The sequence below is a fragment of the Streptomyces sp. NPDC001568 genome, assembly GCF_042893755.1.
Taxonomy (GTDB): domain Bacteria; phylum Actinomycetota; class Actinomycetes; order Streptomycetales; family Streptomycetaceae; genus Streptomyces.
Map to the genome: position 1 here is coordinate 324,970 of NZ_JBIAVF010000008.1, position 13,309 is coordinate 338,278.

Here is a 13,309-nt window from a genome sequence, read left to right on the forward strand (position 1 = left end):
CCGACCCGCGCCCTCTCCCCCCGCCCGACGAAAACCCGTCGGGCGGGCGGTGGCGGGGAGGGCCCGCGCCCGCTCCGAAAGGGACGGCCTAGGGTGGCCTGGCTGATGATCGGATATCGGGGGAGCCGGACGTGTCGCTCTATCAAGCCGCCGCGTGGGAAGACCTGTCGGACCTGCCCGACTACCTGTTGCCGGGGGGAGGCGGCCTGCTGGCCGTGCTGGTGGCGGTCGCGTTCCTGGCGAGCGAGAAGAACAAGGGTTCCGGCGGGAAGAACAAACAGCTCAACGAGTCCATCGAACGTGCCGTCGGCGGCGTCGTGCGGGGCGTCGCACGCTTCGTCTCGGGGCGGGACCTGTTCGGAGGACCCCGCAGCACCGCGACCTGGTGGCGCTCGGGCGTCCTGCTGAAGAGCGACGAAGCACTGCTCACCGACCTCGCGGCGGTTCCGGAGCCACGTTCCGCTCCGGGGGCGCCACCGTGGGCGCCGCCCACCAAGGAGGCGCCCCGGCCCCCCGGTGTCGGCGTACCGGCGCCCTTGCGGGCGGTGTGGAACGTGGTCGCCAGTGTGGGCCGGGCACTGGGGGCGTGGGCGCGCTGGCCTCATGCCGCCCGGGCCCTGACCAGACTCGCGCCGTTCCTGATCGCGTGGGGGCTCTGGCGCGACCAGGAGCGGACCACGTGGGTGCTCGCCGTCGCCGCAGTGGAGCTGCTCCTGGTGGCCGTGACCGGCCCGGGCGGGCTGAAGTGGTGGAAGGTACGCGTTCCCGGCGCCGACGAGACGCTGGCCCCGGGTTGCTGGGTGGTCCTCCGCCAACTCCTGCGCCTCGACGAGACGGAGCGGCGCGAGAAGTGGCTGCGCATGGACCGGGACCTGTCGGCTCCGGGCGCCCGGATCGTGCTCCGCCTTCCTCCCGGCTGGACCGCGGGCAAGGAGTCGATGGACGAGCTCGTCCGAGCCGTCGAGACGCGCGTCCCCGGAGAATGGGTGGCCCGATGGGACCGGTCGGGCCCGGGGCAGTACCTGGAGTGGACGCCGAAACCGAAACCTCGAGAAGAAACCGGCGTCAACGGAGTTCTCGGAATTGGGAACATCCCGAAATAGCCGCCGTTCTCCGAATGGCGAACCGTGCGTACCCGTCGGTACGGAAGGGGCGGAAGTATCCGCATCCCAGCGGACGTTCGCACGACGGAAAGTGATCAATCGTCACCGAAATGCCGGTTGCCCTCGAGTAGGACCGAGAACGATCGTTCCCGATCCGCTCACGCCCTACATCCGACCCGTTCTCGGGCAACACCCTTGTCGACTTGGCGCCAATACGAACTTTTTTGACCACTGATCAGAAGCTGACCTATGGTCTGCGTCTGGTGGACGCGAGCAGCGTGCGCCTCACGGGGGACGCGACCGCAGCACCAAGGCGGTCGCGCGCAAGGATCTGCCGATCCAGTGGGCCGGGTGACCGGGACCCGCAGTTCGGGCAGCGGGGCCGAACAGGCCCCGGGCGGGGGAGGCACGGGGAAATGCCGTCGATTTCGACGATCGCGCGGAAGGTCATGGGACTTCCGGAACCGGAGGACCCCGACGCGCGCGGACTGACCGCAGGCGTGTCGCGGGAAAAGCAGAAGAAGGGCAAGAAGGGCAGGAAGGGGCAGGCTGCTCAGCCCGTCAATCCCTGGGAGGCGGCGGGCGCCGAACTCGCCGCCGGCAACCGCACCACCGGCCCGACCTCGAACCCGCTCCCGCCCTCCGCGGCCCCCTGGGCCCCCCAGGACGAGAGCTCCGGGATCGTCTTCGCCCGCCGGTTCGGCCGCGGGCTGCTGTGGACCGTCGTGATCCTGGCCGCCGTCACGGGCGTCCGGTCCTGGATCTTCCCGCCCAGCTCCCCGAGCGCCGCACCCCCCGCCGCCCAAAGCGCCCCGACGTACCCCACCGCTGAGGCGCAGGCCGTGGCCGCCCGCTTCGGCCGTGCCTACCTCGGTTGGGACGAGACCAAGAAGGAGGAACGCGCCGCGCTCCTCGCCTCGGTCCTGCCCGCGGGCTCCGAGACCACCATGGGCTGGGACGGAAAGGGTCGCCAGGAAGTACTGGCGGTGCAGGCCGGAACCGTCACGCCGGGCGGCCCGGGCGGCCGAGCGCTGGTCCGGGTGGACGTCCTGATCCGTCCCGTACGGTCGGCGGACGCCAACCCGAACCCGAGCACCACGCCGGCGCCCGCCCCCACGCCCGCCCCCACGCCCTCTCCCGCGCAACCTTCCTCTGCCGCGCAGCCTTCCGCTTCCGCGCAGCCGTCCGCCCAATGGGTCGGCCTGGACGTACCCGTCGCCGTCACCAACGGCCAGGCCGTCGTCACCGGCCGCCCCGGGCTCGTCGGTGTACCGGCCACCGGACCCAAGGTGTCCGAGCTCCCCGGCGTGCAGGGCGACGCGACCCTGAGCAACCAGACCAAGGACGTCGTGGCGAAGTTCTTCGCGGCCTACGCGGGCGGCGACACCGAAAGCGCCTCGGCCCCGGGTGCCCGCCTGGCGGCTCTCCCCCAGGGCGTCACGTTCAAGGGCCTGAACTCCTGGTCCGTCGATTCGTCGGGCGACACGGACCGGGCGGGCACGGCTCGGGTGCTCTGGGAACTCGGCGGAGCCCACGTCGAAATGTCCTACCGCGTCGAACTCACCAGGGTCTCCAGTTCCGACGCCCAGAGGTGGCAGGTCGCGGATCTCCGTGGCGGCGCCCTCTAACCCGTCCGCGGCCCCGGGCAAAAGCATCTGAATGCCCGTCACCAGGACAAGCCAACTCGCCGTACACATATCCAAGGGGGAAACCCGTGCTGCACCAAACCGCCGTCCAGACGCTCGCGCTCACCGAGGGCGCCGAGATCAAGGGCTGGATTCTTGCCGTCGTGGGCAATCTGTTCGCCGCCTTCCTCGGGGTACGCGCCCTCGGCCACTTCCTCAAGAAGGAGTGGGGCGAGATGGTGACCCTGTTCGTCGCCGCCGTGTTCGTCGCCGGAATCGTCTGGTTCCCGGACGGCGTCAAGAGCCTCCTCAGCGGCATATGGGGCAAGGTGGCGGGGTCGGCCTGATGCGAGTCGGCCACACGTACACCCGTCACCTCCAGCTCGAAACGAAGCAACACGAGCTCTTGGGCGTCGACCTGGGCGAGGGGGTACCGCGTCGGGCCCTCGTCATGGGCCTGTCCCTCTATGTGCTGTGGGCCGGCCCGCTCCTCCTCGTGTTCGGCGTTCCCTCCAAGATCACCTTCACGTTCTACTTCCTCCCCCCGCTCCTGACCGTGGTCTACGGAACCCAGAAGAACCGGTTGGTGGACCGAAGGTGGAACGTCACCCGCTGGTCCATCGGCATCCGCTACCTGGTCCTGGGCCACCGTCCGATCATCTGCGGCGGCCGCCGGGCCTCCACCCGCAGCGAATGGATCAGCCGGCGTGCCCGCTGGTCCGGCCGGACCGAGCTGCTCCTCGACAGCCCCCTCGGCGGGCCCATCGAGCGGTGGCTCGGCGCCGAGGAAGTGGCCCCCGTCGGGGCCGGAGCACCGATCCGCCTCGCCGCGCGCCCCCGCCTCTACGGCCCCGACGCCGTGGTGCGGGCGTACGGCCGCAGGGCAATGCAGCAGCAGGAGAGGAAGACGGCATGAAGCTCCTTCAGAAGGTGGGCACGTTCCTCGGGATCGGCGGGGACCGGTCCGCCGGTGCGCCCCAGTACGTCGCCCTCGCTGACGGACTGGTCATCACGGACAGCCACGCCGAGGCGTGGTTCACGCTGGCCTCGTCCAACACCGACCTGATGTCGGAGGGCGCGCGCGACGCCGAACTCGACGCGGCGGGCAGCGCCCTCGCCCGCACCCTCGCCGGGTTCGACTGCCACCTGCGCGTGATGTGGAGCCCGCTGCACGCCGAGGACTACCTCGCCGAGGCCGGCCACATGTTCACCCACGGGGACTGGCACGACTGGGCGGAACTCCGCGTCCGCAGACTCGAACAAATCGGGCTGCCCTCCCGCCACCTCCTGCTCGGCGTCCGACTGACCGAACGCAAGGGCGCGGCGCAGACCGCCGGCAAGCGGGGAGTCCAGGAGGGCCTCGGCCTCACCTCGACGAACATCTCCAGCCGCGAACTGAGCAAGCTCGACGCGCAGATGCGCCGCCTCGGCCGGCGCCTCGAAGCAAGCCCGTGGAAGGCGCAGCCCGCGACGGTCGAGATGATCGCGTGGATGATCTCCCGTGAGCAGCACCGCGCCGCAGCCCTCCCGGCCGCGACCGGGGGCGTCATCGCGGGCGCCAAACTGGCCACGCTGACCCGCGGCAGGATCCTGCCGCACCCCGACCACCTCCGGGTGGTGGACGCCAACGGACAGGTCGTCGCCTGGACGTCGGTGCTGAGCATGACCGGATTCCCCGAGGAGATGCAGAGCCCCGGCAACGGCGAATGGCTCCGCGTGCTGTCCGAGATCAACTACGTACCCGATGTCGACGAGGACGAACTCGACCCCGACATCGACCCCACCGCCCTGATCCTGCCGGTGTCCCCGGAGGCTTCCGTGCGCTTCCGGGTACAGCCGAAGCGCGACGCGCTGAAGCTCGTCGACGAGGCGCGGCGGCTCGCGAAGGAACAGAGGCGTTCTGCCGCGAAGCAGTCCGCGGAGGATCCCGGCCGGGACATCGAGGAGACCGAGCACGTCATGGCCGGCCTCACCCGCGACATGCGGCGCGAGGACCTCACCCTCGTCGAGGACCATCCCCGACTCGTGGTGACGAGCACGATCTCACTGGCCGACCTGCGCGACCGGGTCGACGCGGTGATCACCCACTACGGCGGCATCGGGATCGAGGTCGTCGTGGGCGAGGAGGAGCAGCGGGAGCTCTTCATCGAGACCCAGCCCGGCGATCAGCTCCGCGTACCCGACCTCGGACACGTCCGCGACGTGACCGCCCTCGCAGGCTCCTGGTGGTGGGGCGGCGCCCAGGTCGGCGACGACGTCGGCCCGATCGTCGGCTACATGACCGGCAGCACCCCCGGCGTGTTCCGCAACGACGTCACGTCCGGATCCGACCGCGGCGACGCCACCACGACCGCCTACGTAGGCCGTTCGGGCCGCGGCAAGACCGTCGCGATGATGCTGAGCATGTTGGACGCAGCCTTCCGGGGCGCCCACGAGATCGCCCTCGACTTCAAGGGCGACCTGGGCGGCGTGGTCGTCGCGGCCCGCCGTTACGGGCTCAACGCCCACCTCGTCGAGACCGGCCCGAAGTTCGCCGGCTCCTGCGACCTGTTCACCCTGTTGGCCGCCGATGGCATTGACGCCGCCCGCAGCGAGGTCCCGGCCCAGCTCAGCATCGCCGCCCCCGAGCACCTGCGCCAGCGTGGCGCCGAAACGCCCATCACGCACGCGGTCAACTCGGTGGTCAAGGCGGGTGAGCCGGCGACGTGGAAGGTGATCGAATACCTCCGCGGGATGGAGGACCCCCTCGCCCGGGAAACGGGTGAGGCCCTTCACGAACTCGCCCAAACCGCCCTCGGCGCACCGTTCATGGGCCGTCCGACCGGCGACGCGCCCCTGATCACCCCTGGTCCGGGCATCTGGGTCGTCCAGATGCCGGGCCTGAGCCTGCCCGGGGTGGAGGCCAGTCGCCACGAGTGGACCCCCACCCAGCGCCTGTCCGTCGCCCTCATGCACAGCATGCTCGCCTACGGGATCACCACCGCGGGCCGCCGCGACCTGCGACACCTCCGCAAGGCGGTGTGCGTACCCGAGGTCCACGTCCTGACCGCGACCCGTGAGGGCGCGAACTTCCTCCAGTACATCGCCCGTGTCGGCAGAGCTCTCGGTACGTCGCTCCTGTTGGACACCCAGGACCCCGAGAGCCTCGTCGAGCTCGTCGGAATTACCGAACAGCTCACCACCGTCGCCGGGTTCCAGCTGACGACCAAGGGACAGCAGGACGGGCTCGCCGAGCTCCTCGGCCTGCCGAAGGACGAGTACAGCCGTGCCCTGATCCGGTCGGTCGGCCTGCTGCCCGACGGCGAGATCAGGCACGGACACTGCATCATCCGCGACCGCCGCTTCAGTTGCGCGACGGTCCAGTGGGACGTCCCGTCCACGGAGCTCATGCAGCTCCTGGACACCTCCCCCAAGGCGGCGCCCCGACCGGACGACGTCGCCCTCGACATGGAGAAGGTGACGGTATGAACCGCCGGTCCCGCGGCGCCACCGTCCTCGCCGCCACCCTGCTGGCCGCCGGCTGCTCTTCGACCGAGCCGGGCGACAAGCCCGCGGGGAACCCCCATGAGGCCGTCCTGACCGTGGCCCGGACCTACATGGACGCGGCCAACCGGGATGACTGGAAGGTCGCGTGCGGGCTCATGTCCGCCCGGTACCGCCACGGGTCCGTCGACGACTGCGTCACGACCCACAACGACAAGGCGCCCGAAGCGTCCCCCTCCGCGGAGCCGGGTTCGGGGAGGGCGGACATCGATCCCGCCGAGGCCTCGACCGTCGTCGAGGTGCCGGCCGTCGACCCGCACCCCGCCGGGTACGGGGTCATGGTCACCTATGCGTACACGTGGCCCGGCAAGCCGGCCGAGAGCAGTCGGCTCGTCATGCGCCTGATCAGCGAGGGCGGGGCCTGGGTCGTGGACCAGCGCGAGAGCGTCCGCTCGAAGCACATGGCCCGCAACCCGGAACCGGCTTCGCTCGTCCGTTCCCTGCTGACGGCGGGGGGCTGAGGAGATGTTGTCACTCCACTCGCCGCGACTGCGGAACGTCGCGGTCCCCACGCTGTTCGCCGTGACCACCCTGATGGTGTTCGCGGGCCAGGCGCACGCGGAAGACATCAACCCGGTGGGAATCGGCGACCTCTTCTGGTCACCGGGCGGCCCGGACATCCCGGACAACGAAAGGACGATGTACGAAACCTACGAGCCGAACCGGTGGAAGATCGACGCCGACCTCAGCTTCTACGAGGGCATAGACGCCACCGGCTGGCTTGTCGTCAACTTCCTCATGGCCATCCTCATGGTCGTCGGTCTGGCCATGACCGTGATCACGGGATGGGTCTTCCGGTTCACCAGCATCCCGGAGCTGGAGGGCGCCATCTCCGGCATGATCGGGGGCGCGTCCCAGTCCTTGATGGAGTTCATCCTCCCCAGCTGCCTCGTCGTCGGCGGATTCGTCGCGTTCGTCCAGCACAAGAAGAACGGTGGGGGCGGAGGTCTCAACCAGATCGCCTGGGTCCTGATCTCCGGAGTGGTTTCGGTCTCGCTGCTCACCAGTCCTCAGACCTGGGTGAGCGGAATCGATTCGGCACGCCAGGTCGGCGCGAGCGTCACCATGACCGCGACCGCCGAGGGCCTGGGCGACGGAAGCAGCGACTACCCGTTCGCGCTCAAGCACACGCCGAAGTTCAACGGCAACGGACGCGACACCCTGCTCAGGAAGTCCCAGGACTCCGTGTGGCGCGGATTCGTCGCCACCCCCTGGTGCCTCGCCGAATTCGGCAGCATGGCCGTATGTGAGAAATTCGGCCGCCAAGTACTCGATCAGGGCACGAACGACGACAAGCGGGAGGACTACCTCGAGGACAACGTGACCGGTGGGGCGGTCGGAGAGGCCTCCGTCGAATGGTGGCAGGGGGACAGCGTCGTCGGACGCATCGTGGTGTTGATTCCGGCCATCGTCGTCGCACTGCTCTTCGCCATCCTGCTCCTGGTCCTCGCCTTCACCTCACTGGCCGCATTCCTCGGCGCCCTCCTCCTCTTGCTGACAGGAGCCTTCTTCGCCTGTCTGTGGGTCATTCCCGGACGCCCCAGGCAGTGGGGACTCGCCTGGTTCGACCAACTCCTCGCCCGCACGCTCGAAAGCTTCATCGCGACCCTGGTGCTCGGGGCGGTGCTGTCGGCCCAGACCGCCACCATGCAGATGTTCGACAAGTACGGTTGGCTGCCCACGATGGGCCTCTCGGTCGCCCTCGCGGTCGTCGCATTCCAGTTCCGCTCGGTGCTCGCCCAGATCTTCGGCGTCCGCGGCACCTCCGCCGGAGGCAACATCGCCGGACTCCTCGCCTCCAAGGCCCTGAACCTCGGGGGGAAGAAGACCGGTTCGGGCACCAGCGGCCGCAACCTGCCGACCGGCGGCGGTGGCGGAGGCGGCAGGCCGACCGGCGGAGGAGGAGGCGGAGGCGGAGGCGGCCGGTCGATTCCCTCCGGAACGAACGGCCGGAGCGACACCGACGTCACCCTCACCCGGGTTCCGCACCAGAGGCAGCCCGTTCCCCTTCCTCCCGGTGAGAACCGGGGCCAAGGCCACAAGAGCCTTCCCCCCGGCGGCTACCAGAACCAGGGACAGAAGGCGCTGCCCCCCGGCGAAGTCAGCGAGCGGGACCAGAAGTCCCTGCCTCCCGGCGGCCAACAGAACGACGACCGGGCCCCTGCCACCACCGGCAACCCGAGCCGGAACCCGGTTCCCCCGGCCCGCCACGCGACCAGGATCCCGGCTCCGCGCCAGCCGCTACCCGCCGGCTCCCCGAACGCCCCGATCTCGCCGACGGCCGTCATTCCCCCGTCGCCCGTCATGCGTTCCGAAACCGGTTCGCAGCCCAACTACGCGTTCCGCCAAGCCCCCGTGCCCCGGGCACCGGGCAGTCCGAAGGTCATCCAGGGGACGGTCATCCGCAGCACGCCCGCACGACCGCCGGCCCGGCAGCAGGCGGGCGCCCCGCCCCGCCGCCCGGTGCCCGCGGCCCGCTCCTCCGCGTCCCCGTCCCCGTCCTCCTCCGGCAGGCAGTCATGACAGACCGAACGCCACAGGAGTGGCGCGAGATACTCGCAAACGCCCCCTACCCGGAAGAGGTCAAGAAGGGCAGCCGCCGGGAGCGCCGCCGCGCCAAGACCCGTCACCGCGAGGACGTGCGGCGCCAAACGCAGGACTGGGTGCGGGAGGAGCGACGCCGCGACCCGATCCGGCCCACGGGCGCCCTGCTCGTCGTGGTGCTGATCCTCGCCCTGGGCGCGGGAACCCGCTGGCTGTGGCCCGGCCTCCTCGGAGAGCCGTCCGCGACGGCGAGCACCTCGGCCTCCCCCGCGCCGACGGGCGGCGCCGAACCGGCCCGGCCCGCCGCTTCCTCCGCACCGGCCGCCTCACCCTCGGCCCCGTCCTCCCCGACGCCCACCCCCGCCGCGGACCTGAGCAACCCCGACAAGGTCGCAGAGCAGTTCGTACGGATCTACCTCACCCGCAACCCTCCGCAGGACCGGACCCACAAGGCCGTCGTCGAACGCGCCGCGCCCTACATGGCCCGCGCACTGGTCGTGAACCTGACGGAACACACCGATCCCGCCTGGGACAAGCTCGTCAGCCGGGGCGGCGTGTCGACCGTGCGCAGCGTCTCGGTGACCCCGGCCGGGAAGGACCTTCCCGGTGACTCGCCGCTGCGGGTGTGGCGCCAGACGACGACGGCGGTCGATGTCGACGGATACACGAAGTACGGCGAAAGCACCGTCCTGAAGCTGGAGATGATGACCTCCGGTGACGGGAAGTGGCGCATCACCCGGATCCTGGGCGTCTAGTGGAGGGCCGGGACGCGGCACGGTTGCTCCTCAACGCCAAGGGGACCGTGTTCAAGCTGAAGGCCGCGGCAGTGGTGGCGACCCTTCTCGTCATCTCCATCATGCTCGTCGGACTCGTCGCGATGCTGGGGGGCTCCGCCGCGGCCGTGGGCTGCGGCGAACGCGGCAGCCCCGGCATCGAACCCGGCGGCGAGGGAAAGCCGCAGCGGCCCGGGGAGGGCATGAAGCAGGCCCAGATAGCCAACGCGGGGATCATCGACGGGGTGGCCAAGGACGGCGGTCTCTCCGGCCGGGCCACCCTGATCGCCCTCATGACCGCCATGCAGGAGAGCACCCTCCTGAACCTCGACTACGGCGACCGCGACTCCGTCGGGCTCTTCCAGCAGCGCCCGGTGGCCGGCTGGGGAACGCCGGAACAGATCATGCAGCCCAAGTACGCCGCGAAGATGTTCTTCTTCGGCGGCGACGACGGCGACCCGCCCGGCCTGACCGACATACACGGCTGGCAGACCATGAAGCTCGGCGCCGCGGCCCAGGCCGTCCAGCGCAGCGCCTACCCCCACTTGTACGACCAGCACGAGCAGTACGCGCGCGAGATCGCCGACCTGGCCGGGATCGACCTGAACCGCCGCGGGATCGGCGGCGACACCCCGGGCGGCCCGGCGAGCGGCCAACCGGGCGGAGGGCCGGGCGACTCCGGCAAGAACTGCAACGACAGCGGCGGCAAGCCGGGCAACCCCGGCGACGCCTTCCACGACGGCAACGCGGGATGGCCCGCGGAGGTCAAGAACCCCAGGAGCACCCGCGACGCCATCGCCTGGGCCCGCCAGGAAGCGCGGACCGGCGGAAAGGACTGGTACCGGATGTGCCTCGCCTTCACCGCCGTCGTCTACGGATGGTCACACTCCGGAGTGGGCTACGCCATCGACCACTACAAGGAAATGCCCGCCGGCATGAAGCACGACAAGGACCGGAACCCGCCGCCCGGCGCCCTGATGTACTGGGACACCGGACAGCGGGCGGGACACGTCGCCGTGTACCTCGGCGACGGCCAGATCGCGAGCAACGACATCCTGCGGCCCGGTTACATCGACGTCGTCCCGGCCACGGACATCGAATCGAAGTGGGGTGCCACCTATCTCGGGTGGGCGCCTCCGTATTTCCCCAAGGGTGGATAGCCGAAGTGACCATCGACACCAGCCAGGTGCCCGCCACCCCCGTCTACACGATCACCCTCACGGAGTCCGGGGTGGCCACCCTCGACGGCGAGGAGATCGTCGGCGCCGGTCACACCCCGGCGCAGGCCCGCATCGCCGCCCTCGCCGAGGTCCGCATCAAGGCCGCCTACCACGGCCGGCCGGTCCGCGTCCTGGCCAAGGAACCGAACGGCTCCTGGCCGTTGATCGTGGCCGCCGACGGCTCCGTGATCACCCTCCCGGGGCCGCACCCCGCACCACCGGAACCGCGGCCGGACGCACCCCGCCCAGCGCGGGAGGTCCACCCGGTCGATCGGGATCCGGTCACCGCACCCCCCGAGGTCGATCGGAATCCGGCCACCGCACCCCCCGAGGTCGCGCTGCCGGACGAGCCGCGCACCCACGCGCCGGACTGGGACGCCCCGTTCCCGGGCGCCCAGCAACCGGTCTACACCCGCCTGCGGACCGCACACCGGGCCGGGGACCTCGCCACCGCGCTGCTGCTCGCCGAGATCCTCGAATCCGCGCTCGAAGCGGAGTACGGACCGCTCCACCCCCACACCGTCAACGCCCTGACCCTGCGGGCCTCGCTGGTCCTGGGCCGGCGGACGGACTGGCACGAGGCCGTGGACGTGCTCGTCACGACGGCGCTGCGCCGGCGCCTGGCGGGTGCTCGGCCGGAACAGGACACGGACAAGGCCGTGGACAACGCGTACGCGGCCTGGCGCGTCCTGGCCAAGGAGGACCCGGACCGAGCCCTCGCGACCAGCGGCGCCCTCGCCGCCATGCTCGCCGACTTCGGCCGCCACCGGCGCGCCGACGGCGTGCTCGCGTGGGCCGAGAACCACCGGACCGGTCCCCACCCGGGCTGAGCGGGCAAGGGGGCGCCGGCAGGGCCGGGACCAGCACGGGGAGCGCCTGCCGGCCGACCGCGCCGACAGGTCGGCCGACCCTGCCCCCAGCCCGGCCGCCCGGGCCCGCACCCCTCCACCGTCGTATTCCGGCCACCCCCCGCGGCCCGGCCGGTTGGCGTCCCGGCGAAAGTCACGGCAGGATAACGGGCGGATAACGTCCCGTTACGTCCGGGTACAAACCACCCCATCCGCACCGGCCCGCCCGCCACGGTTCACTCGCCGTTCACCAAGCGCCGTCGACGGCTTCACCTGTTCTGCCTAATTTCGGTACTGCAAGGTGCGAGCCGGACGGGAAACCGCGGCGGCCTCGCCCCGCGAACCCGTAGTCCTCCTCGCACGCCGCCCCGATACAGAAAGCGGCCGGCGGCTCCCCGGAAGGAACACCCGAAACAGTGAAGCTTCAGCGCAAGAACATGCTTCGTGCCTCCGCCCTCGGCGCGCTTGTCGTGTCCGGCGCCCTGGTCCTCACGGCGTGCGGCTCGGACGACAACACGAAGACCGGCACCGACGGCTCCTCGAAGGCCGCGGCGCCCGCGCCGGGCGACGTCAAGTGTGAGGGTGCCAAGGGCAAGCTCCTGGCGTCCGGCTCTTCCGCGCAGAAGAACGCGGTCGACCTGTGGGTCAAGAACTACATGGCCGCCTGCTCCGGCGTCGAGGTGAACTACAAGTCCTCCTCCTCCGGCGAGGGCATCGTCGCCTTCAACCAGGGCACCGTCGGCTTCGCCGGTTCGGACTCGGCGCTCAAGCCCGAGCAGGTCGAGGAGTCGAAGAAGATCTGCACCGGCGGTCAGGGCATCAACCTGCCGATGGTCGGCGGCCCGGTCGCGCTCGGCTTCAACGTCGCCGGCGTGGACAAGCTGAACCTCGACGCCGCCACGATCGCCAACATCTTCAACGACAAGATCAAGAAGTGGGACGACGAGGCGATCAAGAAGCTGAACCCCGGCGTCACGCTTCCCTCCACCGCCATCCAGGCCTTCCACCGCTCCGAGGACTCGGGCACCACCGAGAACCTGGGCAAGTACCTCAAGGCCGCCGCCCCCGACGCCTGGTCCTACGAGGCCTCGAAGAAGTGGCCGGCCCCCGGTGGCCAGGCCGCCTCCGGCTCGGCCGGTGTCGCCTCCCAGGTCAAGGCCGTCGACGGCGCGATCGGCTACTTCGAGCTCTCCTACGCCAGCTCGCAGAGCATCAAGACGGTCGACGTGAACACCGGCGCCGGCACCCCGGTCAAGGCCACCGGCGAGAACGCCTCCAAGGCCATCGCCGCCGCCAAGATCGCCGGCACCGGCTCCGACCTGGCCCTGAAGCTCGACTACACCACCAAGGCCGAGGGCGCGTACCCGATCGTCCTGGTCACGTACGAGGTCGTCTGCGACAAGGGCAACAAGCCCGAGACGCTCGGCACCGTGAAGTCCTTCCTGGAGTACACCGCCTCGGACGCGGGCCAGAAGGTCCTCACCGAGAACGGCTACGCGCCGATCCCGGCCGAGATCAACACCAAGGTCCGCGAAGTCATCAAGTCGCTGGCCTAGTCCTGACCCCCGCGATGCCGGGTGGATCCCGTCCGATCCGCCCGGCGTCCGGGGACCCTCCCCCTTCCACCCGGGGGGATCCGGTGCACCGCCGCCA

At 70.6% G+C, this 13,309-nt stretch carries 11 protein-coding genes; all 11 read left to right on the forward strand.

What is annotated here, in order from left to right:
• Positions 1-131 precede the first annotated feature (131 nt).
• Positions 132-1,103 (forward strand): hypothetical protein, encoded by a 972-nt coding sequence (locus ACFY0I_RS17655; protein WP_388896142.1) that lies wholly within the window; start codon positions 132-134, stop codon positions 1,101-1,103.
• 449 nt (positions 1,104-1,552) lie between these two features.
• Positions 1,553-2,731, forward strand: coding sequence for a conjugal transfer protein (locus ACFY0I_RS17660; protein ID WP_388896145.1), 1,179 nt, complete (start codon positions 1,553-1,555; stop codon positions 2,729-2,731).
• An 86-nt stretch (positions 2,732-2,817) separates the two neighbouring features.
• Positions 2,818-3,075, forward strand: coding sequence for a TcpD family membrane protein (locus tag ACFY0I_RS17665; RefSeq protein ID WP_388896147.1), 258 nt, complete (start codon positions 2,818-2,820; stop codon positions 3,073-3,075).
• A complete protein-coding gene (locus tag ACFY0I_RS17670) occupies positions 3,075-3,644 on the forward strand; it encodes a hypothetical protein (protein WP_388896150.1) in 570 nt (189 codons plus the stop codon). Before ACFY0I_RS17665 ends, ACFY0I_RS17670 begins: the two co-directional genes overlap by 1 nt.
• Positions 3,641-6,196: an ATP-binding protein gene (locus tag ACFY0I_RS17675; RefSeq protein ID WP_388896152.1), complete on the forward strand. Its 2,556-nt coding sequence runs from the start codon at positions 3,641-3,643 to the stop codon at positions 6,194-6,196. Before ACFY0I_RS17670 ends, ACFY0I_RS17675 begins: the two co-directional genes overlap by 4 nt.
• Positions 6,193-6,732 carry a hypothetical protein gene (locus tag ACFY0I_RS17680; RefSeq protein WP_388896155.1) on the forward strand — a complete coding sequence of 180 codons (540 nt, stop codon included), beginning with the start codon at positions 6,193-6,195 and terminating at the stop codon, positions 6,730-6,732. Before ACFY0I_RS17675 ends, ACFY0I_RS17680 begins: the two co-directional genes overlap by 4 nt.
• A gap of 61 nt (positions 6,733-6,793) precedes the next feature.
• Entirely contained in the window at positions 6,794-8,794 is a 2,001-nt protein-coding gene (locus ACFY0I_RS17685) for a hypothetical protein (protein WP_388896157.1), read from the forward strand.
• Positions 8,791-9,570 carry a hypothetical protein gene (locus ACFY0I_RS17690; RefSeq protein WP_388896160.1) on the forward strand — a complete coding sequence of 260 codons (780 nt, stop codon included), beginning with the start codon at positions 8,791-8,793 and terminating at the stop codon, positions 9,568-9,570. Before ACFY0I_RS17685 ends, ACFY0I_RS17690 begins: the two co-directional genes overlap by 4 nt.
• Before the next feature lie 47 nt (positions 9,571-9,617).
• Positions 9,618-10,748: a peptidase M23 gene (locus ACFY0I_RS17695; RefSeq protein WP_388896162.1), complete on the forward strand. Its 1,131-nt coding sequence runs from the start codon at positions 9,618-9,620 to the stop codon at positions 10,746-10,748.
• 5 nt (positions 10,749-10,753) lie between these two features.
• Positions 10,754-11,638: a hypothetical protein gene (locus tag ACFY0I_RS17700; protein ID WP_388896164.1), complete on the forward strand. Its 885-nt coding sequence runs from the start codon at positions 10,754-10,756 to the stop codon at positions 11,636-11,638.
• A gap of 434 nt (positions 11,639-12,072) precedes the next feature.
• Positions 12,073-13,212, forward strand: coding sequence for a phosphate ABC transporter substrate-binding protein PstS (pstS, locus tag ACFY0I_RS17705; protein ID WP_281203688.1), 1,140 nt, complete (start codon positions 12,073-12,075; stop codon positions 13,210-13,212).
• The last annotated feature ends 97 nt before the right edge of the window (positions 13,213-13,309 follow it).

Coding starts and splice junctions, on each gene's coding strand:
- ACFY0I_RS17660 (WP_388896145.1), top strand. CDS start 1,553: ATGGGACTTCCGGAACCGGAGGACCCCGACGCGCGCGGACTGACCGCA.
- ACFY0I_RS17670 (WP_388896150.1), top strand. CDS start 3,075: ATGCGAGTCGGCCACACGTACACCCGTCACCTCCAGCTCGAAACGAAG.
- ACFY0I_RS17675 (WP_388896152.1), top strand. CDS start 3,641: ATGAAGCTCCTTCAGAAGGTGGGCACGTTCCTCGGGATCGGCGGGGAC.
- ACFY0I_RS17680 (WP_388896155.1), top strand. CDS start 6,193: ATGAACCGCCGGTCCCGCGGCGCCACCGTCCTCGCCGCCACCCTGCTG.
- ACFY0I_RS17690 (WP_388896160.1), top strand. CDS start 8,791: ATGACAGACCGAACGCCACAGGAGTGGCGCGAGATACTCGCAAACGCC.